This window comes from Deinococcus gobiensis I-0 (assembly GCF_000252445.1).
Taxonomy (GTDB): Bacteria; Deinococcota; Deinococci; order Deinococcales; family Deinococcaceae; genus Deinococcus; species Deinococcus gobiensis.
On record NC_017790.1, the window covers coordinates 275836 to 300106 of the forward strand.

Below are 24271 nucleotides of genomic sequence, written 5' to 3' on the forward strand. Positions count from 1 at the left end.
GGGGCCGCGCGTGAGCTGGCTCGACCGTCTGCGCGCCGGCCTGAGCAAGACGCGCGCGCAGCTCAGCGGCACGGCCGATCTGGAAGGCGACGTGCAGGCGGCCTTCACGCGCATGGATACCATCGAGGACCTCGAATACGCGCTGATCGCCGCCGATGTGGGCCGCGCCGCGACCGAGGAGATCATCGAGGACATCCGGCGGATCGGGGGCGGCAACCTGCAAGACGCCCTGATGCAGGCGCTGACGCTGCAGCTCGAACCCGACGCCCGGCGCGCCGAGTTCCGCAAGCTGGGGTTCTCGCCCGACGTGGGGCGCGGCCGGGTGGACCCCAAGGGCCACGTGGTCATGGTGATCGGCGTGAACGGCGTGGGCAAGACGACCACCATCGCCAAGCTCGGGCAGTACTACATGGAGCGCGGCAAGAGCGTGATGTTCGCGGCCGGCGACACCTTCCGCGCGGCGGCGGGCGCGCAGCTCGGCGTGTGGGGCGACCGCCTCGGCGTGCCGGTGGTGCAGGGCCCCGACGGCGGCGACCCGGCGGCGGTGGCCTTCGACGCGGCGAGCGCCCGCAAGGCGCGCGGCACCGACCTGCTGCTCATCGACACGGCCGGACGCCTGCACAACAAGCACAACCTGATGGAAGAGCTGAAGAAGGTGCAGCGCGTGGTGGACAAGGCCGACCCCGGCGAGCCGGCCGAGGTGTGGCTGGTGCTCGACGCCGTGACGGGCCAGAACGGGCTGCAACAGGCCAAGAAGTTCCACGAGTCCACACCGCTGACCGGCGTCGTCGTGACCAAGCTCGACGGCACGGCCAAGGGCGGCATCCTGGTGCCCATCGTGCGTGAGCTGGGCGTGCCCATCAAGTTCATCGGGGTGGGCGAGCAGGCCGGCGATCTCCAGCCCTTCGACAGCCGCGATTTCGTGCGGGCGCTGTTCGACGTGCAGCTGCCGCAGTAGTCCAGGCGCACCTTCATTTTCGCGGCTGTCACGGACCGGACAGGCCTGACTTTCTAGTTTGTAGGGACATCAGTCGCCGGTGGGTGTGTTGCCGGCGCCAAGGACCCCTATGACCTGTCGCCCACTGCCCCTACTGCTCCTCCCCCTCCTGCTCGCCGCCTGTGGAAGCGCGGTGAAGGGAAGTGTCGGGACGGCTCCCGATCCTGCGCCCGCGCCCACACCCATCGGCTCCGTCGCCAAGCCGGACCCCGGCGACCAGACCCAGAGCGCCGAGGAAGCGCAGCTGCTGCGCGAGCTGAATGCTGCGCGCGCCGTGGGCCGGACCTGCGGCGGCCAGTACATGCCCGCCGTACCCGCCGTCACCTGGAACGGCTATCTGGCCAAGTCGGCGCGGGCTTACGTGCAGGACATGGCGACGCGGGGCTTTTTCGCGCACGTGGACCCCGACGGTCGCTGGCCCCAGCAGCGCGCCGAGGCGGCCGGATACACCGGCTGGACCAACATCGGCGAGAACATCGTCGGCGGTTACGCCGTGGGCGAGATGACGGCGGCGTGGCTCGCCAGCCCCGACCACTGCGCGGCCCTCATGTCCCCCGAGTACAAGGAAGTCGGCGTGGCCTTCATGCAGGAGGCGGGGCACGCGTTCAGCACCTACGGCGTTCAGGAGTTCGGCAGCCGCTGAGGACCTGTGCCTGCTGGCGTCAGCGGTCGGGCGTGTAGGGTGAGCCGCCGATGTACAGCAGGTCCTGGTCGTAGCGCGCGAAGAACAGGCGCTGCTCCTCGCCGCCCTGGCCCCTGAGGGTGAGGCCGTAGCCGCTGACCGCGTAGGTGCCGCCGGTCTTGCGGGAACTGCTCACCGCGACGCCGGGGCCGCTGCTGCCCCCGAAACGCCCGCCGCTGAAGGTGCCGTCGGGCCGGAAGGTGTAGGTGCCGCCGCCCACCACCATCAGGTCGCCGCCCAGCGCCGTGTTGCCGCCGCCCGAGATGGTCTGGAAGGCGCCATTGAGCTTCGTTCCGGCGGGCAGGGCCCTGGACTCGCCCTTGACCTCGAAGGTGCCGGTCTTGCCGTCCCCCCAGCGGATCACGAAGTCCTTGCCCTGACGGGTCCACTTGCCCCATTTCTGCGGTTCGAGCTGGCGCGACAGTTTGTAGTTGAAGCTGCCCGGCGCCCAGTAGGGGTCGTTGTAGACGGTGCCGTCCTTCAGGAACAGCGAGACGGGGTAGGTCGTCAGGACCATGCCGCCCACCCCGATACCGGTGGACTGTTCGATGTAGGCGCCCAGAATCTCGCTGTCCTTCAGGCCCTGCCCGGCGGCCACCAGAAATTTCTCGGCCGGCTGGGCCTTGAACTGCCAGCCCGCGTCCACGACGGCGAGGGTGGATTGCTTGAGTCCGGCCGCCTGCGCGGCGCTCAGGACCACGCAGCTGTCCAGGGTAATGCCGGTGACGTGGTCGAACTCGCGGACTCGCCCGGCCACCGTCACCTGTCCCTTGGGCGGGTTGTCGGCATCGTTCGCCATGTCGTAGCAGTACACGTCGAAGCGCGCCGCGCGCCGGTCGTCCTCCTGCGTGATGGAGCGCGAACGCTGCGTGGTGCCGCTCACGGCGATGACCGTCCCTAGCGACTGCAACTTCTTCAGGCCAGCGGCGTCCTGCTGTTGCCCGCTCGCCTTGCCCAGCGGCGCGAGGGTCTGTGCCATGAGCGACGAGAGCTGCGCGACGCTGTAGACGGCCACATTGGCGCTGGCACCGGCTGGGCGGGAAGAGGCGGAGGCGGACGGCGTGGGGGCAGCGCCGCCCGTGCCCAGCGCGGCCGCGAGGTTGGGCACCTGAGCGCGCACGTCGAAGGTGTCCGACGAAAACTGGGTCGCCAGGGCCGGGCACGACCGGCTGGCGGGCCCGAGCTTCTGTAGGGCGCTGTCCAGCGCCTGGAGGCTGCCGGCCATGTCCGCCCGCAACTGCGTGAGGGCCGCCCGGCCGACCCGCTGCGTCAGCTGCGCCTCGAAGGCCCCGAGGTTCTGGGCCTTGATCCACGCGGCGTAGGCCTGATTCACCTTCGCGGCGCTGGCGGGGTCGCGTTTCACGCAGGTGTCGCGCAGGTAGCCGGCCCCGACATACAGGGCGTAGGCCGTGCCGAGGGCCTTGAGGTCGGCGCTGCCCGCCCCCTGGGCCACTGCGCCGGGCCACAGGGAGGGGACGAGGGCCAGGCCCGCGAGCAGCGCCGTGCGTCTGGGACTCATGCCCCACCTTACTCAGGCCTGCCTGAGTGCCCCGCGAAAAAGGGGGCGGCCCGCTTGAGACCGCCTTCATGAAGGTGAGGGCGGGGTCAGCCGCCCAGGTACGCCTGCAACACCCGCTCGTCGCTCACGAGGTCGCGGCTGGGGCCCTCCAGGGTGATCTGCCCGGCTTCAAGGACGTAGGTGCGGTGGCTGCTCTGCATGGCGAGGCGGGCGTTCTGCTCGACGAGCAGGATGGTCACGCCCTGCTCGTTCAGCTCGCGGATGATGGCGAAGATCTCGCGCACGATGATGGGCGCCAGCCCTAGCGACGGCTCGTCGAGGAGCAGCAGCTTGGGCCGGCTCATCAGGGCGCGGGCAATCGCCAGCATCTGCTGTTCGCCGCCCGAGAGCGTGCCCGCGAGCTGGCCCCGGCGCTCGCCCAGGCGCGGAAAGCGCCCGTACATCCGGGCGATGTCGGCCTTTACCCCGGCGGCGTCGCGGCGGGTGTAGGCCCCCAGTTCCAGGTTGTCCTGGATGCTCTGGCGCGCGAGGACCTGCCGCCCCTCCGGACTCTGCGCGATGCCCAGGCGCACGGCCTCGTCGGTCGGAATACGGGAGATGTCGCGCCCGCCGAAGCGCACGCTGCCCGCCACCGGCCGCAGCATCCGCGAGACGGCGCGCAGGGTGGTCGTCTTGCCCGCGCCGTTCGCGCCGATGAGGGTGACGATCTCGCCCTCCTCGACGTGCAGCGACAGCCCGCGCACCGCCTGGATGGCGCCGTAGTTGACGCTGAGGTTCTCGATTTCCAGCAGGGGCACGGTCACTCGCCTCCCAGGTAGGCCTCGACGACCCGGGGGTCGCGCTGCACGCTCGCGGGGTCGCCCACCGCGATGAGTTGCCCGAAATTCAGCACGGCCACGCGGTCGCACAGGCCCATGACGAGCGGCACGTGGTGTTCGATGAGCAGCACCGTCAGGTCGAAGCGGTCGCGCACCTCGCGGATAAAGCTGGTGAGTTGCCCCTTCTCGGCCGTGTTCATGCCGGCGGCCGGCTCGTCGAGCAGCAGCACGCGCGGTTCGGTCGCCAGGGCGCGGGCGATCTCCAGCCGCCGCTGGTCGCCGTAGGAGAAGTTGCCCGCCAGTTCGCCCGCCCGGTCCGACAGGCCCACGAGGTCGAGCAGGTCCCAGGCGCGGCGCGTGGCGGCGTCCTCCTCGGCGCGCGCCAGCCCGAAGACGCCCTGCCACAGCCCGGCGCGGGTGCGCAGGTGCCCGGCGATCTTCACGTTTTCCAGCGCCGAGAGGCCCCGGAACAGCCGGATGTTCTGGAAGGTGCGGCTCAGGCCCAGGCCGGCGACCCGGTGCGGCGCGAGGCCGGTCACGCGCGTGCCCCTGTAGGTCAGGGTGCCGCTGCTGGGGGGCGTCAGGCCGGTCATGAGGTTGAACAGCGTGGTCTTGCCCGCGCCGTTGGGGCCGATCAGCCCGAAGATCTCGCCCTCGCGCACTTCGAAGCTCACGTCGTTCACCGCGATCAGCCCGCCGAAGCGCCGGGTCATGTGGCGCGCCTCCAGGACGGTCGGGGCCACGACAGTTGCGGAGGCGGTCATGGCCGCACCTCCGCCCGGGAAGCGGCGGGTCCGGGGCGCACCGGGGGGCGGGGCCGCGTCAGTTTTTGCAGCGCGCCCACGATGCCCTGGGGCAGGTACAGGCTCGCCACCACCAGCACCAGCCCGTTGATGACCAGCCGCCAGTCGGCCAGGAAGCGCAGCACCTCCGGCACGGCCGTCAGCAGGGCGCCGCCCACGACCGGTCCCCACAGGCTGCGGCTGCCGCCGATGAGCACGAAGGCCAGCGTGGCGATAGAGGCGTCGAAGGTGCCCTGCTTGGCGTTCCAGGTGTTCAGGAAGGGCGCGCTCATGGCCCCCACGATGCCCGCCAGCACGGCTCCGATGACGAAGGCCATCACCTTGTAGTGGGTCGGCGGCACGCCCATCGCGTCGGCGGCGAGTTCGTCCTCGCGCACCGCCCGCAGCGCCCGGCCCACCCGCGAGCGTTCGAGCTGCCGGGTGAACAGCAGCGTGAGCAGCAGCAGCGGCCCGAAGACGAACAGGTACTGCCAGCGGTCCTGGAAGCCGAAGGCCTGCGGAATTCCGAAGATGCCCACGGCGCCCCCGGTGATGCTCAGGTTCAGGGCGACGACCTGCAACACCGAGACGAAGGCGATGGTCGCCAGCGCGAGGTAGATGCCGCGCAGCCGCAGCGCCGGAATGCCCACCAGCAGCCCCAGCACCCCCGAGAGCAGGGCCGCGACCACCCAGGTGAGCGGAAACATGAAGTTGCCCAGCGTGTCGCGCAGGCCCGCGAGCGCCGGGTGCGTGAGCATGATGGCTGCCACGTAGCCGCCCAGCGCATAGAAGCCCGGCGAGGCGAGGCTCAGTTGCCCGGCCTGGAGGGGAAAGTACAGGCTCAGGCCCAGCAGGCCCGCCTGCACCATCGTCACGATCAGGAAGCCGTAGGTCGCGAGAAAGTCGCTCATAGATAGACTCCGATTGAATCGGTAATGGAAGGACTCCATTCGAGCGAAGCGAGGAGGAGAGGAAGGGATCGCGGACGTGGAGTCAGGCGCATGTGGACCTGCGAGAAATGGGCCAGGAAAGGCGAGGGGCCGCCCCTGAACCGGAGGCCACCTTGGGCAGGGGTGCTCTTTTCCGGGTTGTCCACGAAACAGGCACTGTCCCGCTCATACCTTCTGGATCGCCGCTTTGCCCAGCAGGCCCTGGGGCCGCACGAGCAGGATCACGAACAGCAGCGCGAAGGCCACCGCGTCCTTGTACGCCGAGTAGTCGGCCGGCACGAAGGCCTCGGCCAGCCCGATGACCAGGCCCCCCAGCACCGCGCCCGGAATGCTGCCCAGACCCCCCAGCACGATGACCGCCAGCCCTTTGAGGCCGTAGGTGATGCCGAAGTACGGCCCCGCCACCCCGAAGGCCGTGCCGACCAGCGTGCCCGCCAGCCCGCCCAGAAAGCCCGAGAGGAAGAACGTGATGAGTACGAAGCGGTCCACGCTGATGCCCAGCAGGCTCGCCGTACCGGGATTCTCCGCGACCGCCCGCAGCGCCTTGCCCACCTTGGTGCGCCCGATGACGTAGCCCAGGAGCGCGAGCATGACCATGCTGACCGCGAAGATGATGATCTGCACCGTGCGGATGACCACCGTGCGGTCCCCGATCTGGAAACTCAGGGCCGGGCGCACCTGCCCGTAGGCGTCGGCCGGGAAGGTGTAGATCTCGGCCCCGACCAGCAGCTGGATGAGGTTCACGATGACCAGCGACACGCCCAGGCTGCTGACCAGCGCCAGCAGCGGGTCGGCGCCGCGCGCGCGCATGGGCCGGAAGGCGAGGCGCTCGACGATCACCGCGACCACCCCGGCCAGCACCGCGCCGATCAGGGTCGCGAGCCCGAAGCTCCAGGGGTTGCCCGAAAAGGGCGAGGTGCCGGAAAACAGGGTCAGGCCCGCGAGCAGCCCGGTGCCGCCGAACTGCCCGACCACCAGCGTGTAGGTGAAGTAGGCCCCCAGCGTGAACACGGCCCCCTGCGCGAAGTTGATGATGCCCAGGATCGAGAAGACGAGGGTGTAGCCCAGCGCGAAGATGGCGTAGACGCTGCCGATGGCCAGCCCGTTGAGAAGGTTCTGAATGAATGCGCCGAAGTCCATGCGGTGTCCTCTCGCGTGCGGCAATGGGACACGCCGTCAGCCGGGGAACGGGAGGCTGACGGCGTAGGCCAGGGCCGGGGGAAACTCTGTGGAGTGGCCCGTTGTCCGTGCTGCGACCCGGAGGCGGTTCCGGGTCCTGGGCGGGCCGCGTCGCCTGGAGGCGTCCGGCACAGTGCGGGACGCCTCCGGAGGCCCTCCTACTTCACGAAGACGAAGGAGCCGTTCTTGGCGTCTTTCATCTTGACCTGCGCCACGAAGAATTCCTTCTGGTTGATCTCGCCTTCCTTGTCGAAGCGCAGCTCGCCCAGCGGCGTGTTGTACTTGCCGGCCAGGATCTGCTTGTTCAGCTCGGTGCGCAGGTCGCCCAGGTCCCACTGCGCGAGCTTCTTCTTGCGGTCGATGACGCGCAGGGCGTCGGCGAAGACCTGCACGCCCGCGTAGGCCTGCGCGGCGAACTGGGGCGGGTCTTTCTTGTACAGCGCGCGGTACTCTTTGACGAACACTTGGTTGGTGGCGCTGCTCTGGAGGGGGCTGTAGGCCTGGGCCACGAGCAGGCCGTCGCAGTCCTTCTGGCACACCGGAAACAGGTTGGTGGTGTTGAAGCCGTTGCCGCCCACGATCAGGCCCTTGTAGCTCAGCTGGCGCAATTGCTTGATGATGTTGCCGCCGTCGGCCGCGAGCGCCGAGATGACCACGAGGTCGGCCTTGGCGTTCAGTACCGCCGTCACCTGGGTCGTGAAGTCGGTGTCGGTGGTCTGCGACTTCTGGACGGTGGCGACCGTCAGCCCCTGCGCCTTGATGGTGTCCTGGAAGATGCCCGTCTCGCTGACCGAGAAGGCGTCGTTCTGGGCGTACATCACGGCCACGCGCTTGATCTTGGGGTCGATCTTGAGGGCCTGCTTGAGGGCCGCCGGGGCGATCACGGTCACGGGCGCCGACACGCGGGCGATGTAGTTGCCGATCTGCGGAATGCCCTTGGCGGTGTTGCTCGGCCCCAGCACCGGAATCCTGGCGCGCTCGGCGATGGGGTCGGCGGCGAAGGCCTGCTGCGAGAGCGTCGGCCCCACGATGCCCACCACCCGCTCCTTGGTGATCAGGTTCTGGAAGGCGTTGATGGCGCTGTTCTCGTCGCCCGCCGCGTCCTGGTACACGAGCCGGATGGGCGTGCCGCCGATGCCCCCGCGCGCGTTGATGAGCTTCTCGGCCAGTTTGGCCCCCGCGACCTGCTCCTGGCCGAACAGGGCGACGTTGCTGGTCTGCGCGACCGCGATCCCGATGGCGACCGGCGTCTCGACCTTCTGTGCCGATGCCGCGCCCAGCGCCGCGCCGATCAATGAACCCAGGACCACTCGTTTCATCTGTGCCTCCCCTAAGCCGCGCCGCGGCCCGAAGCTGAAATTTATGTGAAGAGTGGTGTCACTATGGGTGCGCGTTCTAGGGAAGTCAAGCTGAGAAGGAAGGAGATATGGCCGAAGTTCAAATAGCGGACTACCACCTGCGCATCTTCGAAGACGGTATGCCGGCGGATTGGACTGGGCTGCGCGCGAGCGCCGCACTCTTCGATGAATACGACGTGCAGAGCCGCGAGCCTGGGCCAGTCGGCGTGGTGGTCCTGAGCACCCCTCAGGGCCGTGAGCTGGTCGTGGCCCAGCATCAGCAACCGAGCGGGCCGGGGTTTCCACTGGGTGTCCTGCTCGTGCCCGAGACGGGCCTGCTGCTTATCGGTGCGGGCGAGCGGCTGCTGGCCTACGATATCCGGGTTCCGGAGCGGCTCTGGGAGGACCGGGCCGAGTTCGGGTTCTGGGCCTTCGCCCGGCACGGTGACGTGATCCTGATGCTGGCCGAACTGGAACTGGCCGCCTGGACCATGGGGGGCCGTAAACTCTGGACCATGTTTGTCGAGCCGCCGTGGTCCTACACGGTGCATGAACAGACCGTGACCCTGGACGTGATGGGACTGGTCCGGTCGCTGGATCTGCGTACGGGGACTCTGGTCGAAGGGAGCCTCTGAAGGCCCAGTCACCCTAGTGCTCGCGCGCGAACTGGCGCGCCTCGCTCACGCTCAGGGGCCGGGCGAAGAGGTAGCCCTGGCCGTAGTCGCAGCCCAGCTCGCGCAGGGCGTCGAGATGCCGCACCTCCTCGATGCCCTCGGCCACCACGCGCATCTTCATGTTCTTGGCCATCGCGATGATGGTGCGCACGAGTTCGGCGCTGCTGGCGCTCGTCAGCATGCCGCGCACGAAGGACCGGTCGATCTTGAGGGTGTCGAGTGGATACGAGTGCAGGTAACTGAGCGACGAGTACCCCGTGCCGAAGTCGTCGAGGTGCAGCCGCACTCCCAGGGCACGCAGCTTTTCCAGCGTCTGCCCGATGGCCTCGGGGCGGGCCAGCAGCGCGCCCTCGGTGATCTCCAGGTTCAGGCGTTCGGGCGCGAACCCGGTATCGGCCAGCACGCCGCGCACCTGTTCGTAGACGCCGGGGGCCGCGAAGTGCCGCGCCGAGAAGTTCACGTTCAGGCTCAGGGGGGGCGTGTGCGGGCTTTCCTGCTGCCAGCGCCGCAGCTGCGTGCAGGCTTCGCGCAGCACCCAGCGGTCGATGTCGAGCATCATGCCGCACTCCTCGGCCACGTCCAGAAAGGCTCCGGGCTCCAGCAGGCCGTGTTCGGGGTGTTGCCAGCGCAGCAGCGCCTCGAAGCCTGCCACCCGGCCCTCGTCCAGCGCCATGATCGGCTGGTACACCACGCGCAGCTCGCCCCGGCCCAGGCCGTGTTTCAGCTCGTTTTCCAGCCGGGCCATGCGGATGGTGTGCTCGCGCATCTGCGGCGTGAACACCTGGTGCCCCGCGCCGCCGCTGTGCTTGGCGCGGTACATGGCGATGTCGGCGTCGCGCAGGATGTCGGCCGAGCTGCCGTGCTCCGGGTGGGCCAGCACCACCCCGATGCTCACCGACAGCGCGATGTCCAGGCCGTGCAGGCGCATGGGGGGCCGCAGCGCCTCCTGGATGCGGCGCGCCGTGTCGGTGGCGTCCCCCGGCGAATCCAGCGGCGTGAGCAGCACGGCGAACTCGTCGCCGCCCAGGCGGGCCAGCGTATCGCCGGGCCGCAGCACCGCCAGGAGCCGCGCCGAGAGTTCGCGCAGCAGGGCGTCTCCGGCCGGATGTCCCAGCGTGTCGTTGACGCCCTTGAAGCGGTCGGTGTCGAGAAACAGCACGGCGTATTCCTCGGCTCCGGGACCGCGCGACCGGGCCAGCGCGGTGTCCAGGCGCTCGCTGAACAGGGTGCGGTTGGGCAGGCCGGTCAGGGCGTCGTGCGAGGCGTCGTGGCGCAGTTGCCGGGTGACGGTGCGCAGCTGGGCGGTGCGCGACTGCACCCGGTCCTCCAGCTCGTTGTTGAGCTGGTGCAGGGCGTCCTGGGTGCGCCGCAGCTCGGTGATGTCCATGCCGTGGCCGATGCACAGCGCCAGCTCGCCGTCCTCGCCGAACACCGGGGTCAGGGAGCGCAGCTGCACCGTATGGACGGGCGTGCCGAAGCTCTCCTCCCAGAAGATCGTGTCGCGGATCTGCCGGGCCTGGAGGTAGTGGTGCTCGCGCGCCCGGGCCAGCTCGGGGCCGAACTCGCGGTAGGCCACGTACTCGGCGTCCGTGCGCCCGATGATCCAGCGCCGGATCTCGGGCGAGGAGATGGCGGCCGGGTTGCAGAACACGTAGCGCTGCTGCGCGTCGAGGATGGCGACTGGCGCGGGCAGGGCACACAGCAGTTCCTCGTAGAAGGCCTGCGGCGCGAGCAGGTCGGCTCCCGCCGTTCCCGACAGCTCGCCGCTCAGCAGCAGGTGGTCGCCCGCCGCGCCGCTCAGCCGCGAGAGCGTACCGGTCCAGGCCGCGACCTCGCCGCCCTCGCCGCGCAGGCCCAGCGCGGTGCGCAGGGTCTCGCCCCCCCGCACCCGCGTCAGCAGGCCGCGCAGCCGCAGGCCTTCCAGTCCGTTCCCCAGGTGGGTGTCCAGCAGGGTGCCCAGGGCCGAGGCCCCCAGCAGGCGCGCGCTGGAAGGGCACATCGACACGATCTGCCCGGCCGGGCCGAGGATCAGGCTGGTCGTCTGGCCCTGCGGCGCGGTGACGGCGAGGCCGCCGGACCGCAGCTGTCCCGCGAGCTGGCCCAGAAAGGCGGCCCAGCTGCCGGGACCGGGCGGAATGGCCGCACTCAGGCCGTGGCGGTGCAGCAGTGCGTCCAGGTCGGGAATCATAGGGGCGGGGCCGTCCTTGTCCCGGGGAACCGGGGGGAGAAGTCCGCCGCCCCCACGGGGCAGCAGCCGGAAGCACTCTAAAGTGGAAAATCTTACAAACGGCTTGCGCCGTCCGGACTTCAGGTCAGCTTCATCCTGCGTTGGCGCGGGCCGCCCGCTGGCGCGCCACGAAGGCCAGGAAGTCGGTGCGCGGCAGGGTGTTGACTACCCCCGACGGGGTGAGCCCCGCCTTGCGCGCGACCGCCACCCCGAAGCGGGCGTCCGCGAGCCCCGAGGGCACGTGCGCGTCGGTGTTGATGGCGAAGGTCAGGCGGTCTCGCCACGCCAGCGCCACGCGCCAGTCGAGGTCCAGCCGGTAGGCGTTGGCGTTGATCTCGACGACCGTGCCGCACGCCTCGCAGGCGGCCAGCACGGCGTCCAGGTCGAAGGCGTAGCTGGGGCGGCGCAGCAGCAGCCTCCCCGTCGGGTGGCCCAGGATGGTCACCAGGGGGTGCGACGCGGCGCGCACCAGGCGCTCGGTCTGGCGCCCAGGCGGCAGGGTGAAGTGGCTGTGGACGCTCGCCACCACGTAGTCGAGCTGCGCCAATATCTCGTCGGGGTAGTCCAGCGAGCCGTCCTCCAGGATGTCCACCTCGGCCCCGGCGACCAGGGGCACGCCCGCCGCCTGCAGCTCGCGGACCTCGCGCAGCTGTTCGAGCAGGCGCTCGATGCTCAGGCCGTTCGCGTAGGCCGCCGCCCGCGAGTGGTCGCCCGTCCCCAGGAACTCGTGGCCCAGGCGCACGGTCTCCTCGGCCATCTCGGCAATGGTCGCCGCGCCGTCCGACCAGCGGGTGTGGGTGTGCAGCATCCCGCGCAGGTCGCGCACCGTCACGAGTTCGGCCGGATCGGGGAGGCCCTGCCACACGGCGTCGTGTTCCGGCTCGCGGTACTCGGCGGGGCGCTCCGGCAGTCCCAGCTCGCGCCACACGTCGGCTTCCGTGGGGGTGTCGAGCAGCGTGTCGCCGCGCCGCAGCCCGCGCCCGCTGAGCGAGAAGCCCTGCGTGCGGGCGTGCTCGCGCAGTTCGTCGCGGTAGCCGGCCGCCCCGCCCATCATCAGGTCCAGGGCGCCGCGCGCCGGGGCGGGGGCGTAGGCCACCTCGACCGGCACGCCGTTGACCCGGCCTGCGAGCACCGGCTTGCCCTCCACCGGCGCGAGGCCCTCGACCCGGCCCCCCAGCCGCGCCGTGACCTCTTCCGGGTTGCCGGTCACGGTCACGCGGGCGGCGCGCACGGTGTCCAGCCCGCGCCGGGCGTCGCCGGCCACGCGCGGCTCCAGGCCCATCAGGAGGTCCAGCAGGCCCAGCGACACGTCCAGCCCGGTCGAGAGATGCTGGCGCTCCTGCGAGGCGAGCGCGAACTCGACCGCCTCCAGGATGGTCGCCGCGCTCTTGGCCCCGAATCCCTTGAGGGCCGCGACCCCGCCGCTCCGGCAGGCCTCGCGCAACTCCTCCAGCGAGGCGATGCCGGCAGTCCACAGCGCGCGAATTTTCTTGGGCCCCAGCCCGCGCACCCGGAACAGACTCAGGACACCGGGAGGCACGAGCGACACGGCGTCCTCCAGCGGCCCGAACACTCCCTCGCGGGCGTAGGCGCTCAGCTCGGCGGCGATGCCGCGCCCGACCTTGGGAATGCCGCCGAAGTCGCCCGCGAGCAGCTCCTCGATCTCGGCTTCTATCCCCTCCAGGCTGCGCGCCGCCGAACGGTAGGCCTGCGCGCGGAAGGGTTCCTCGCCCAGCAGGTCGAGCAGGTCGGCGGTAGTCTTCATGGCCGAGACGAGGTGCTTGCGGGTCAGGTCCTGGGTTTCAGCCACGGCGCACCCGCCCGGCATAGGTGACGGTGCGCGCGCCCACGTCGCGCAGTTCCTTGAGGGCGGCCGTGAAGTGGTAGCCGACCTCCTGGGGCTTATGCGCGTCGCTGCCCAGCACGAAGGGAATGCCGCGCTCGGCGGCGGCGCGCGTCAGCTCGGGCGAGGGATAGGCCTCGGCCACCGGCTTGCGCCAGCCCGCCGTGTTGAAGTCCAGCGCGAGGCCGCACTCGGCGACCACGTCCAGCGCGTGCAGGGCGTATACCGGGTCGGGGTCGAGGTGCCCGAACTTCTTGGGCAGGTCGAGGTGCCCGATACTGTCGAACAGCCCCGAGCGCGCCGCGCCCTCGACCAGCGCGTAGTACGCCTGATACAGCGCGCGCCGGTCGCGCCGGTCGTACTCGTCCATAAACTCCGGGTTGTCGAAGCCCCACGCACCGAGGTAGTGGACGCTGCCGATCACGTAGTCCCAGGGGTGGGCGGCGAGCACCTCTTCCACGTACCGCTCGGTGCCGGGGTGGAAGTCGCCCTCCAGGCCCAGGCGCACGTCGAGGCGGCCGGCAAATTCGGCCTGTACCTCCTGCACCGCCGCGACGTACTCGCCGAGCTGGTCACGGCGCATGCGCCAGGGCGCGTCGTACCACGCGGGCATGGGCATGTGGTCGGTGAAGCACAGGCCCGAGAGGCCCGCGTCCAGCGCCGCCTGGGCGTACTCGCGCGGCGTGCCGGTCGCGTGGCCGCACAGCGGGGTGTGCAGGTGCGAATCGAACAGGGCGGTCATGCCCTCAGCGTAGCGGCTCCCAGCCGGGAGCAAAGCGGGCCGCCGGAAAGATGGCCTGCGCCGCCTCCAGCATCCCCGCCCACTCGGCGGGCCGGTAGCGCCGCGAGACGTGCAGCAGCACCAGCTCACGCGCCCCGGCCGCCCGCGCCAGCCACGCGCCCTGCTCGGAGGTGGTGTGGTGGTTGCGGGCCGCCAGTTCGGCGTCGGCGGGGGCGTATTGGGCCTCGACGTACAGCGTCTCTACTCCCGCGAGTTGCCGCGCCAGCCGGTTGTGTTCGGCCTCGTCGAGCAGAAAGTCGGTGAGGTAAGCGGCACTCTGGCCCGCCTCGGTGCGCAGCAGCCGCGCGCGCAGCTCGGCGGCGTCGTGCGGCGCGCCGTTCACGTCGAGGGTGCCTGTCGCCCCCGCCTTGAGCTGCGCCAGCCACGGCCCGCCGCGCAGCCCCAGCGCCGCCAGGGCCGCCGGATCGACCGTCACCCGCTCGGGCTCGCGCAGCACGTAGCCCAGGCTGGTGCCCTGGTGGCGCAGCGTGAGGGCTTCCACGCCGACCTGCGGGGTCGTGAACAGGGCGTCGCCGCGCGGCCGGTTTCCAGCGGGATGGGCGACCTCGAAGGCCTCGTGCGCCTCGAAGCGCCAGCTCTGCACGCGGCCGGGCCAGACCTCGTGGACCTGCCAGGAGCCGCGCATCCCGGGCGCGTGGTTCCACCAGTAGCCCCGGAAGCGGTGGGCGATGATGCGCGCCGCGCCGGGCGGGCCCCAGATGTGGTTGCCCTGCCCCGCGCGCTCGAAGTTGACCCGGAAAAAGTCGTCGAAGCCCGCCACATGGTCCATGTGCAGGTGCGAGAACAGCAGGTGGTCGATGCCCATGATCTCGGTCAGGGGCACCGTATCCAGCGTGTGGCCGCCGCAGTCGAGCAGCAGCCGCGTCCGGCCCTGGCCGCTGTCGGCCGTGACCAGCAGCGCGTTGTCCCGGCCGGGCCGCCCCAGCACCTGCACGTTCAGCATGGCCCCAGGGTAGGGGACGGCGGCGCGGCAAGCACAGGGGGCCTGGCCGGCGCTGCCTTTACATCCATCCGCCTTGGCGCAGAGGTGCTAGGCCTGCGCGGCGACCTGCCCCCGCCACACCCGCCGCCCGAAGACGTGCAGCAGCAGTCCCCCGAACACCAGCACCGCGCCCAGCAGCTTGCCCGCCGGAAAGGCCTCGTGGAAGGCCAGGGCGCTCGCGGCCATGCCGAAGACCGGCACGAGCAGCGACAGCGGCGCGACCCGCGAGGCCCCGTGCCGCTGGATCAGCAGGGCCCACAGTCCGAAGCCCAGCACCGTGTTGCCCAGCCCCATGAACACCACGGCCCCCCACAGCGCCGCGCCGCCGTGCGTCAGTGTCTGGACGACCGGCCCCCAGCCCTCCGTGAGGCCCGCGAGCAGCGTCAGGGGCAGGGGCGGAATCAGGGCGCTCCAGACCACCAGCGAAAAGGTGTTGGCGCTGCCCGACGCCCGCACGAGCAGGTTGCTCACCGCCCAGCCGAGGGCGGCGGCCAGCGTGAGCAGCAGGCCGGCCAGGGGCAGGTCGCCGCCCGACTCCAGCCCGATCAGGCCCATGCCTCCGAAGGCCAGCGCCATGCCCGCCGCCTGCCAGGGTGCGACGCGCTCGCCCAGCAGCCGGGCCGCCAGCAGCGCCGTAAAAAAGGCCTGGGTCTGCATGAGCAGGCTGCCCAGCCCCGCGCTCAGGCCCAGGCCCAGGGCGAGGTACAGCAGCCCGAACTGCACCACGCCTGCCGACACCCCGTAGCCCCACAGGATGCGGGCGGGCACGCGCGGGCGCGGCACGAAGAACACGGCCGGCAGGGCGGCCGCCGCGAACCGCAGCGCGGCGACCAGCAGGGGGGGCGCGCCCGCCACCGCCCATTTGATCACCACGAAATTCACGCCCCAGATGAAGGTGATCAGCAGGGCCAGCCCCAGCGCGCGGGCCGTCATGGGCAGGTGTCCCAGGCTGGGCGCGGGCAGGTCGGTCGGGGAGGCGCGCATCACCGGCGAGCATAGCGCGCGGCCCACAGCCCGCCCCATGCACTTTTATGCGCTCAAGCTGTATGATTTCTCTCTATGACGAAGGCTGCCTCGCCCGCCAAGAAGTCGGCTCCGGCCACCCAGACACCCAAAAAGGCCAGCAAGACCCGTGTGGCCGCTGCAACTAAATCCAGCGCGCCCGTCCTGTTGACCCCTGAGACGCTGCCCACTCCCGTGATGGCGGGGCGCGATTTCCTGAGCAACCTCGACATGAACGCCCAGGAGCTGCGCGCCGTGCTGGACACGGCCCACAGTATGCGCCGGGGCGAGTGGCGCGGGGTCAAGCCGCTGTCAGGGCTGTCGCTGGCCCTGGTGTTCGAGAAGGCCTCGCTGCGCACCCGCACCACCTTCGACGTGGGGATGTACCAGCTCGGCGGGCACGCGATCACGCTGTCCAACCAGGAGATCGGACTGGGCACCCGCGAGCGCGTGTCGGACGTGGCGCGCAACCTCGAGCGCTGGGTGGACGGCGTGATGGGCCGCGTGTACCTCCAGCAGACCCTGGTCGAGCTGGCCGAGCACGCCTCGGTGCCGGTCGTCAACGGCCTGTCGGACATGCTGCACCCCGCGCAGCTGCTGGCGGACTACCAGACCATCGAGCAGGAGTTCGGGCAGGACCTGCGCGGTAAGCGGGTGGTGTACATCGGTGACGGCAACAACCTCGCCAACAGCCACATCCACATGGGGATCCTGACCGGCACCGACGTGACGGTCGTGACCCCGGTGGGCTACGAACCCAACGCGGGCGTGCTCATGGACGCCGTGAAGGCGGGCGTGAACATCACCCTGACCAACGACCTCGCCGCCGTGGAGGGCGCGGACGTGCTGTACACCGACGTGTGGATCAGCATGGGGCAGGAGGCCGAGGCCGACATCCGCCGCCGCGCCTTCCGGGGCTATCAGGTGACACCCGGGATGCTCGACACCATCGCGCCTGGGGGCATCTTCCTGCACTGCCTGCCCGCCCACTACGGCGAGGAGACGGTGCCCGAGGCGACCGAGCACGCCAAGAGCCGCGTCTTCGATCAGGCCGAGAACCGCCTGCACGCCCAGAAGGCCCTGCTGTATCACCTGATGGGCGACATGAAGCCGCGCTGGTAATGACCGTCCTGACCACCCCCCGCCTGAGCCTGCGTCCCCTGACGCCCGCCGACCTGCCTGCCGTGCTGGCCTACCGCAACGACCCGCAGGTGGCCCGTTACCAGGGCTGGGCCCTGCCCGCGACCCTGGAGGCTGCGGCGGCCCTGGTCGCGGACGCGCCGCTGGGCACACCCGGCTGGGTGCAGCGCGGGGTGTGGGCCGGGGCGCGTCTGGCAGGTGACGTGGCCCTGAACACCGATTCCTGGCGGCAGCAGGCCGAAGTGGGCGTGACCCTGGCGGCCTGGGCACAGGGCCAGGGCTACGCTGCCGAGGCGCTGCGGGCGGTCATGGCCCACGCCTTCGACGACCTGGGCCTGCACCGCCTGCAGGCCAGCGCCGACCCGCGCAACGGGGCGGTGGCCCGGTTGCTGACCCGCCTGGGTTTCCGGCACGAAGGCACGTCCCTCCGGAGCTGCTGGCACCGGGACGAATGGGCCGACGACGCCCGCTATGGCCTGCTGCGTTCAGAATGGACCCCATGAGCAGCGGACTGCAGGAATGGCTCGACCTCGTGGACGAACACGACCGGGTGATCGGCCGGGTCGAGCGGGACCGCGCCTGGCGCGAGCGCCTGCCGGTGCGGGTCGTGAACGCCTTTCTCGTCAACTCGCGCGGCGAACTGTGGATTCCTCGCCGCACACGGACGAAGAAGACGTTCCCGGACAGCCTCGACCTGAGCGTGGGCGGGCATGTCGGGGCGGGGGAGACCTACGAGGCGGCCTTCCGGCGCGAAACCCGGGAGGAGCTGAATCTGGACGTGGACACGCTGCCCTGGCGCGAGATCGCGGCCTTCTCGCCCTTCGGGACGGGCCTGAGTGCGTTCATGCGCGTCTACGAGATCCGGAGCGACGCCGCCCCGGCCTACAACCCGGCCGACTTCAGCGGGGCCGAGTGGCTCAGGCCCCGGCAGGTTCTGTCGCGCGTCGCGGGCGGCGAGCCGAGCAAGGGCGATCTGGCCGAATTGGTGCGGCGGTGTTATGGAGAAGAACATGGAGATTGATCTGGAGTGGTTCGGGAGTCAGGGAGCCGAGGCGGAGCGCGCGGTGCAGGCGCTTCAGCTCAAGACCGCCGCGCACGACGGCACCTGGGGGCTGGGGCAAGCCGACTGGAACGCGGATCTGCGCGCCGGGACGCTGACCTTCACGGGCGAGCGGATGCAGGCTGTGACGCGGGTTCAGGTGGTCGGCACCTACGACACGGACAGCGGCACCTTCTTGTGGGGCTGGGATCATCCTTCCGTACCGGAGTCGGTGGCCCAGGCGGCGCGCGCTGTGCTGGCCTTCGCCCAGGAGCATGGCCTGCAAGGACTCCAGAAGAGGAAGGTCGCTTGTACGGAGGACGACGCCTGGGCCTTTACTGCCCTGGCGGCCCAGCTGACGGACGCCCAGGGGGCCTACCGGGGGCCGGCAGGGCCGACACTTGTGTTCATGACCTTCAGTGACGTACAGCTCAGCGGTATTCCGGACACCCAATGGTCCGGCAAGGAGGATGGACAATGACCCCCAAAGTCTTTATCGACGGCGAGGCCGGGACCACCGGTCTGCAAATCCGCCAGCGGCTCCAGGGCCGCACCGACCTCGACCTCCTGAGCATCGACCCCGCGTGGCGCAAGGACCCGGAGGCCCGCGCCGAACTCCTCAACGCCGCCGACGTGTCCATCCTGTGCCTGCACGACGACGCGGCGCGCGAGGCGGCCGCCCTGACCACCAACCCGGCCGCTCGGCTGCTCGACGCCAGCACGGCCCACCGCGTCAATCCCGAATGGGTCTTCGGCTTCCCCGAGCTGAACGCCGATCAGCCCGCGCGCATCCGTGAGGCGCGGCATGTCGCCAACCCCGGCTGCTACAGCACGGGCGCCATCGCGCTGCTCGCTCCCCTGACCTCGCGCGGGCTGCTGCCGGCCAATTTCCCGGTCCATATCCAGGGCCACAGCGGCTACACGGGCGGCGGCCGGGCGCTCGTGGACGCCCACGAGCAGGACCTCGACCATCCCATGCGCGGCGACTTCCTGGGCTACGGCCTGGCCCTGGACCACAAGCACATCCCCGAGACGATGCGTTACGGCGGCCTGACCCGCACCCCCATCTTCACCCCCAACGTGGGGGCCTGGGCGCAGGGCATGACCGTCACCATCCCGCTGCACCTGGGCGAACTGAACGTGACGGCCGGTGCGCTGCACGCCGCCCTCGCGGAGCACTACGCCGGGCAGCGCCACGTCCGGGTGTACGCCCAGGCCGACAACCCGGCCGTCCTCGACCCGCAGACCCTGAACGGCACGAACACCCTCGAACTGTTCGTGTACCCGGCGCAGGACGGCGAGCGCGCGGTGCTCGCGGCCCGGCTCGACAACCTGGGGAAGGGGGCGGGCGGCGCGGCGGTGCAAAACCTGGAGCTGATGCTCGGGCTGTAGGGTCGGCGGCGGAGGGAAGACACGGTCAGATAAAGGCCAGTTGAAATCCGGGACGCTTGCCCTCCAAAGCAGGGATTAAGCCTGTGTTACGATGCAAGCTGAGTCTGACGCAACCATTACACTGGTCGGGCCACCGAATGCTCACTGTGCCCCATACACACCTCATCCCCGGATGGGGTCTTCGCGTGGGGCGTCATGGGCCACGAAGGGAAAGGAGGAGGGATTTGGACGTTTCGAGTCGAGTCTTGAGTGAACTTGCCAGCCGTGAAGCGGCGCTGGACGCGCAGATTGAGGCGGCCCGCGAGGAAGCTCGCCGTGCGGTCGACGCTGCCGAGCAGGAAGCGGCCCGCATTCTCCAGGGCGCCCAGGCGCAGGTTCAGGCCATGCAGGCCGCCCACGAACAGGCCCTGACGGCCGAGACCTCGCGCATCCGCGACGAGGCCCGCGCCCAGGCCGAGGCCGAGAGCCTGAGCACCCGTCAGAAGGCTTCTGGCCGGGTGCAGCAGGCGGCCGAGCACATCCTGCGGGCGGTGCTGCCGTGATTAACCCCATGCAGCAGGTCGTGATCGCCGTTCGCAAGCGTGACAGCGAAGCGGTGATCGCGGCCCTGCAAGACGCCGGGGTACTGCACCTCAAGCCCATCGTGGGTGGACCCCTGAACACCGGCACCCTCGCCGGTCAGGACGCCGCGCATCGCCGTGAGGACGAGCGCCTGCTCGCCCGCGCCGAGAGCACCATCGCCGAGCTGGGCACCTACCGCCCCGCCCCCGCCCCGCTGCCCGCCCAGGGCGAGTGGGAACGGGCCGTGGAGGAGGCCGCGCAGCCGGTGTCGGTCCTGGCCCGCGAGCGCCAGGAATGGCAGGCCGATCAGGACGCCGTGTCGGCCTACGGGGACGCCGTGCGCGCCCTGGCCCGCATGGTGGGCAACCTCAGCGGCAGCCGCCGCCTGGGGCTGGTGCCCTTCCTGATGCAGGCGACCGACAACCCCGCCGACCTCGAAGCCGCCCTGCGCGAGGTGCTCCCCGAGCGCTACGCCCTGGCGACCGAGGCCGTGGGGGGCAACCGCGTCGGCGTGATCGTCACGCTGCGCGGCGAGCGCGACGCGGCCCGCGCGGCCCTGAGCCGCGTGCGTCTGGGCGAGCTGCGCCTGCCGGGACGCTTTGACCGCCTCACGCTGGGCGAGGCCGCCGCCGAGATGGAGACCGTCTCCAAGAACGGCGAGGCCCGGCAGCGCGACCTCAATGCCCGCCGTGACCGGCTGGCGCAGGAGCACGGCCCGGCCCTGTACGCCGTGCGCGACGCCCTGAAGGACCGCGTGGCGGTGCACGACGTGCGCGCCGTGTCGGCCCGGGGCAAGTACAGCCTCGCCATGCAGGGTTACGTGCCCGGCGACGCGGTGCCGGCCCTCCAGGGTGCGCTGGGCCGCTTCGGCGACGCGGTGAGCTACGAGCTGCACCCGGTCGACGAGCACCACGACCTGTCCATCCCGGTCGAACTCAAGAACAACAGCTACGTGCGGCCCTTCCAGGTCGTCATGGGCCTGATGAGCCTGCCCAAGTACGGCACCTTCGATCCCACCTGGGTCATCGCGGTGTTCTTCCCGCTGTTCTTCGGCATCATCATCGCGGACGTGGGCTACGGCCTGCTGTTCCTGCTCTTCGGCCTGTGGCTGGCGGGCAAGGCCAAGCGCAACGAGGGCTGGGACCTGTCCTTCTTCGGCGCGTACGTGCCGCCCGCGACCCTCAAGGACCTGAGCTTCGTGACCATCGTCATGGCCGCCTGGTCCATCGTGTGGGGCGTCCTGACCGGCGAGCTGTTCGGCACGCTGGGCGAGCACCTGCACCTGTTCTACGTCGACCCCAACATCGTGAACAACCTGTGGGGCTGGACCGGCATCCGTGCCGAGGCCCACGGCGAAGTGCACAGCGGCCTGATCCCGACCGTGTTCCCGCGTCTGGAAACCGACTACTTCAGCAACGTGGCCCTCGTGTTCGCGCTGCTGTTCGGGATCGGCCAGGTGCTGTGGGGCTGGGGCATCCGCATCCAGCAGGGCCTCAAGCACAAGGACGCCACCCACACGTGGGAAGGCATCGCCCTGTTCGGCGGCGTGCTGGCGCTGGTCATGATGGCCTTCGCCACCCGCGCCGGCAAGGATTTCGGGGCCTTCGGCAACCTGACCGACCCGCGCGTGCTGGTCATGTATGCGGGCTTCATCGCCTTCATCGTCGGGTACATCCGCGTCATCAAGCAGTTCCCCATGCTGCCCATCGAACTGCTCTCGCAGGGCGGGGCCGTCATGAGCTACGCCCGTATCTTCGCCGTCGGCTTGGTGTCGGCCATCCTCGCCAAGCTGTGCAGCGACGTGGGCTGGAGCATGTACGAACGCATCGGGTTCCTGGGCATCATCATCGGCCTCGTGCTGGGCGCCGCGCTGCACTTCTTCGTGCTCGCGCTGACCCTCATCGGGCACATCGTCCAGCCGCTGCGTCTGCACATGGTCGAGTTCCTGAACCCCACCGGGTTCAACACCGAGACCAGCCCCCGCTACGCCCCCCTCCGCCGCCTCAGCCCCGCAGCCACCGCGCCGGGGCAGGTCAAATAATCTTCAGGAGTCTTCCCATGACCAAAGCCACCAAGATCGTCCTCGCCTCCTTCGTTCTCGCCCTCGCCACCGTCGGCTTCGCCCAGGAAGCGGCCACCGCCAACACCGTCGGCGGTCCCGACGACATGTACCGTGGTCTGCGCGCCATCGGCGCCGGCCTCGCGCTGGGCCTCGGCGCCGTCGGCACGGGTATCGCCCAGGCCCGCATCGGCTCCTCGCTGGTCGGCGCCGTGGCCGAGGACCCCAGCAAGGCCGGCTCGCTGCTGCTGTACTTCCTGATTCCCGAAACGCTCGTCATCTTCGGCTTCCTCGCGCTGTTCATCCTGAACTGATATGGCGCTCGACAAGCTCCTCGAAAACGAAGCGCAGTCGGAAATCGAGCGTATCCGCGCCGAGGCCCGTGACCGCGCCGAGCAGATCGTGGCGCAGGCCCACGAACAGGCCCGCAGCCTGATCCAGAGCCGGGAACGTGCCCTGGAAGCGCAGCGGCAGGCCGGCATGGTCCGCGCCCGCTCGGCCGCCGACCTGGAGGCCAACGCTTCGCGCCTGAGCGCGGGCGAGGCCGGCACTGCCGAGGTCTACGAACTCGTGCAGGGCTACCTCGGCGGCGTGACGGCCGCGCCCGAGTACCGCGACATCCTGGCCCGCCTGATCGAACAGGCCCGCGAAGCGATTCCCGGTGCCGAAGCGGTCGAGGTGAACCCGGCCGACGTGGACCTGGCGCGCCAGATCGTGACCGACCTCGAAGTGCGCGCCAACCCGGCCATCCAGGGCGGCGCCCGTGTGGTCGCGCGCGGCGGCAAGAGCGGCATCAGCAACACGCTCGGCGGCCGGCTCGAGCGCGTGAAGGCCGATCTCGCCCCTCAGATCAGCCGGATGCTGGCCGAGTAAGGATTAGCGATGCCCGACGACTACGCCTACATCAATACGCGCGTGCGTGTCATGCGCACCAAGCTGCTCGACGGGCGCGCCCTTGACGCGGCGCTCGCGGCGGGCAGCTACCAGGAATTCCTGCGCGTTCTCGCCGAAACGGAACTCGCGCCCCAGATGCGCGAGACCACCGCCGAGGGCGCGGGTCTGCCCGAACTCGACCGCGCCCTGTCGCAGAACCTCTTCGCCACCAGCCAGCGCGTGCTGAACTTCGCCGACGGCGACGCCAAGCGCGAAATTCAGGCGCTGCTGATGCGCTGGGACCTCGTGAACCTCAAGACCGTCGCGCGCGGCATCATCAGCGGGCGCGGGGCCGAGGCCATCATGCAGAACCTGGTGCCCGGCGGCACCATCAAGCCCGCTGCCCTCCAGACCGCCGCGCAGAGCACCGACCTGCCCAGCGCCGCCGCCGCCATCGCGGTGAGCGGGCATCCGCTGGCCGGGGCGATGCGCGCGGGGGCCAGCGCCTACGCGGCCAGCAGCCGCCTGCTCGACCTCGAGGTCGCGCTGGACCAGGGCTACTACCGCCACGCGCTGAACGTGGCCCGCAACACCAGCCTGCGCCGCTACCTCTCGCGCGAGATCGACGTGACCAATGCCCTGACCGCCCGCAGTGCGCGTGGCCAGGCGCTGGACCCGAACCTCTTCGTCGCGGGCGGCACCCTCAACGCCGGGGGCTTCGGCCGCCTGAGCGGCGGGGACGCGGGCGGGTCGAGCGACATCGCCGCGATTCTCGAGGCCCCCAGCCTGGAAGAAGCCGAAGGGGCGGCGCGTGTGGCGCTCGACAACGCCGCGCGCAACGCCTCGGCGGGCGACCCCGAGGGCGTGGGCGTGATCCTGGACTTCCTGCGCCGCAAGGAAATCGAGATCGCCAAACTGCGGCTCATCGGGCGCGGCAAGTTCTACAACCTGCCCGCCGAGGGGCTGCGCCGGGAGGTGCAGGCATGACCGCCGCCAACACTGCGGGCCAGCGCGTGGCCGTGCTCAGCGACGCCGAAACGGCGACCGGCTACCGCCTCGCGGGCGCCGAGGTGCTCGAGGCGACGCCGGAAACGGCGGTCGCGGCCCTGGAACGCGCCATTCAGAACGGCAACTACGGCCTGATCGCCGTGGACACCGGCCTGATTCCCGACCCGGTCACGGCGACGGCCCGCGTCATGCGCGGGCGCGACCTGCCGATCCTGCTGCCGATTCCCAGCCTGCGTGACGCCTTCTCCACCGACACGGTGGACGCCAAGGCGTATATGGGCAAGCTGGTCCGCGACACCATCGGTTTCGACATCAAACTGTGAGGTGGTCGGGAAGTCTGCGCCGGCGAGCCTTTAGACTAGGTTCTCCACGCCAGAATCCCGGCCTCCACCTCTTTCCAAGGAG

25 protein-coding genes are annotated in these 24271 nt (G+C 70.4%); 14 read left to right on the forward strand and 11 right to left on the reverse strand.

All coding sequences use genetic code 11. The annotated features are described in order from the left end of the window. The first annotated feature begins 10 nt into the window (after positions 1–10). Together ftsY and DGO_RS01345 are read left to right on the forward strand one after the other, a co-directional pair. Complete coding sequence (gene ftsY, locus DGO_RS01340; protein WP_014683674.1) at positions 11–958, forward strand: signal recognition particle-docking protein FtsY; 948 nt, start codon at positions 11–13, stop codon at positions 956–958. A gap of 172 nt (positions 959–1130) precedes the next feature. Beyond that, positions 1131–1640, forward strand: a complete 510-nt coding sequence (locus DGO_RS01345) for a CAP domain-containing protein (RefSeq protein ID WP_226991411.1) — start codon at positions 1131–1133, stop codon at positions 1638–1640. A 19-nt stretch (positions 1641–1659) separates the two neighbouring features. Here DGO_RS01345 and DGO_RS01350 read toward each other — a convergent pair whose 3' ends face one another. The 6 genes from DGO_RS01350 to DGO_RS01375 all read right to left on the reverse strand — a co-directional run bounded on the left by DGO_RS01350 (position 1660) and on the right by DGO_RS01375 (position 8246). Continuing rightward, the gene (locus tag DGO_RS01350; protein WP_014683676.1) at positions 1660–3198 is read right to left on the reverse strand and encodes a hypothetical protein; all 1539 of its coding nucleotides are present in this window, start codon (positions 3196–3198) and stop codon (positions 1660–1662) included. A gap of 86 nt (positions 3199–3284) precedes the next feature. Further along, positions 3285–3995 carry an ABC transporter ATP-binding protein gene (locus tag DGO_RS01355; RefSeq protein WP_043802875.1) on the reverse strand — a complete coding sequence of 237 codons (711 nt, stop codon included), beginning with the start codon at positions 3993–3995 and terminating at the stop codon, positions 3285–3287. A 2-nt stretch (positions 3996–3997) separates the two neighbouring features. Continuing rightward, complete coding sequence (locus DGO_RS01360) at positions 3998–4780, reverse strand: ABC transporter ATP-binding protein (protein ID WP_043800502.1); 783 nt, start codon at positions 4778–4780, stop codon at positions 3998–4000. Continuing rightward, a complete protein-coding gene (locus DGO_RS01365) occupies positions 4777–5709 on the reverse strand; it encodes a branched-chain amino acid ABC transporter permease (protein WP_014683679.1) in 933 nt (310 codons plus the stop codon). The genes DGO_RS01360 and DGO_RS01365 overlap by 4 nt, the downstream gene beginning before the upstream one ends. 204 nt (positions 5710–5913) lie before the next feature. Beyond that, on the reverse strand, positions 5914–6888 hold the full coding sequence (locus DGO_RS01370) for a branched-chain amino acid ABC transporter permease (protein WP_014683680.1): 975 nt from the start codon (positions 6886–6888) through the stop codon (positions 5914–5916). A 197-nt stretch (positions 6889–7085) separates the two neighbouring features. Continuing rightward, positions 7086–8246 carry an ABC transporter substrate-binding protein gene (locus tag DGO_RS01375; protein WP_043800505.1) on the reverse strand — a complete coding sequence of 387 codons (1161 nt, stop codon included), beginning with the start codon at positions 8244–8246 and terminating at the stop codon, positions 7086–7088. A gap of 107 nt (positions 8247–8353) precedes the next feature. Here DGO_RS01375 and DGO_RS01380 point away from each other — a divergent pair, with 107 nt between their 5' ends. Further along, a complete protein-coding gene (locus DGO_RS01380; RefSeq protein ID WP_014683682.1) occupies positions 8354–8899 on the forward strand; it encodes a hypothetical protein in 546 nt (181 codons plus the stop codon). Between the two features lie 13 nt (positions 8900–8912). Here DGO_RS01380 and DGO_RS20875 read toward each other — a convergent pair whose 3' ends face one another. The 5 genes from DGO_RS20875 to DGO_RS01405 all read right to left on the reverse strand — a co-directional run bounded on the left by DGO_RS20875 (position 8913) and on the right by DGO_RS01405 (position 15725). Beyond that, positions 8913–11126: a putative bifunctional diguanylate cyclase/phosphodiesterase gene (locus DGO_RS20875; protein WP_014683683.1), complete on the reverse strand. Its 2214-nt coding sequence runs from the start codon at positions 11124–11126 to the stop codon at positions 8913–8915. A gap of 130 nt (positions 11127–11256) precedes the next feature. Continuing rightward, positions 11257–12930, reverse strand: coding sequence for a DNA polymerase/3'-5' exonuclease PolX (locus tag DGO_RS01390; protein ID WP_014683684.1), 1674 nt, complete (start codon positions 12928–12930; stop codon positions 11257–11259). 37 nt (positions 12931–12967) lie between these two features. Next, positions 12968–13750: a histidinol-phosphatase HisJ family protein gene (locus DGO_RS01395; protein WP_043800508.1), complete on the reverse strand. Its 783-nt coding sequence runs from the start codon at positions 13748–13750 to the stop codon at positions 12968–12970. Between the two features lie 4 nt (positions 13751–13754). After that, complete coding sequence (locus tag DGO_RS01400; RefSeq protein WP_014683686.1) at positions 13755–14753, reverse strand: MBL fold metallo-hydrolase; 999 nt, start codon at positions 14751–14753, stop codon at positions 13755–13757. Between the two features lie 87 nt (positions 14754–14840). Further along, entirely contained in the window at positions 14841–15725 is an 885-nt protein-coding gene (locus DGO_RS01405; protein ID WP_014683687.1) for an EamA family transporter, read from the reverse strand. A 267-nt stretch (positions 15726–15992) separates the two neighbouring features. Here DGO_RS01405 and argF point away from each other — a divergent pair, with 267 nt between their 5' ends. The 11 genes from argF (at position 15993) to DGO_RS01460 (ending at position 24189) form a co-directional block, all read left to right on the forward strand. After that, positions 15993–16916 carry an ornithine carbamoyltransferase gene (argF, locus tag DGO_RS01410; protein WP_043800510.1) on the forward strand — a complete coding sequence of 308 codons (924 nt, stop codon included), beginning with the start codon at positions 15993–15995 and terminating at the stop codon, positions 16914–16916. Further along, entirely contained in the window at positions 16916–17437 is a 522-nt protein-coding gene (locus DGO_RS01415; RefSeq protein WP_014683689.1) for a GNAT family N-acetyltransferase, read from the forward strand. Before argF ends, DGO_RS01415 begins: the two co-directional genes overlap by 1 nt. Further along, positions 17434–17955, forward strand: a complete 522-nt coding sequence (locus DGO_RS01420) for an NUDIX hydrolase (protein ID WP_014683690.1) — start codon at positions 17434–17436, stop codon at positions 17953–17955. The genes DGO_RS01415 and DGO_RS01420 overlap by 4 nt, the downstream gene beginning before the upstream one ends. Further along, positions 17945–18454 carry a DUF6882 domain-containing protein gene (locus DGO_RS01425; RefSeq protein ID WP_014683691.1) on the forward strand — a complete coding sequence of 170 codons (510 nt, stop codon included), beginning with the start codon at positions 17945–17947 and terminating at the stop codon, positions 18452–18454. The genes DGO_RS01420 and DGO_RS01425 overlap by 11 nt, the downstream gene beginning before the upstream one ends. Continuing rightward, a complete protein-coding gene (gene argC / locus DGO_RS01430) occupies positions 18451–19365 on the forward strand; it encodes an N-acetyl-gamma-glutamyl-phosphate reductase (RefSeq protein ID WP_043800513.1) in 915 nt (304 codons plus the stop codon). The genes DGO_RS01425 and argC overlap by 4 nt, the downstream gene beginning before the upstream one ends. A 245-nt stretch (positions 19366–19610) precedes the next feature. Further along, entirely contained in the window at positions 19611–19907 is a 297-nt protein-coding gene (locus DGO_RS01435) for a V-type ATPase subunit subunit G family protein (RefSeq protein WP_264371035.1), read from the forward strand. After that, on the forward strand, positions 19904–21967 hold the full coding sequence (locus DGO_RS01440) for a V-type ATP synthase subunit I (protein ID WP_014683694.1): 2064 nt from the start codon (positions 19904–19906) through the stop codon (positions 21965–21967). The genes DGO_RS01435 and DGO_RS01440 overlap by 4 nt, the downstream gene beginning before the upstream one ends. Positions 21968–21984: 17 nt before the next feature. Next, positions 21985–22299 carry an ATP synthase subunit K gene (locus DGO_RS01445; RefSeq protein WP_014683695.1) on the forward strand — a complete coding sequence of 105 codons (315 nt, stop codon included), beginning with the start codon at positions 21985–21987 and terminating at the stop codon, positions 22297–22299. A gap of 1 nt (position 22300) precedes the next feature. Further along, on the forward strand, positions 22301–22858 hold the full coding sequence (locus DGO_RS01450; protein WP_014683696.1) for a V-type ATP synthase subunit E: 558 nt from the start codon (positions 22301–22303) through the stop codon (positions 22856–22858). A gap of 9 nt (positions 22859–22867) precedes the next feature. Beyond that, positions 22868–23845 (forward strand): V0D/AC39 family V-type ATPase subunit, encoded by a 978-nt coding sequence (locus tag DGO_RS01455; RefSeq protein WP_014683697.1) that lies wholly within the window; start codon positions 22868–22870, stop codon positions 23843–23845. Further along, complete coding sequence (locus tag DGO_RS01460; RefSeq protein ID WP_014683698.1) at positions 23842–24189, forward strand: V-type ATP synthase subunit F; 348 nt, start codon at positions 23842–23844, stop codon at positions 24187–24189. Before DGO_RS01455 ends, DGO_RS01460 begins: the two co-directional genes overlap by 4 nt. Positions 24190–24271: the final 82 nt, after the last annotated feature.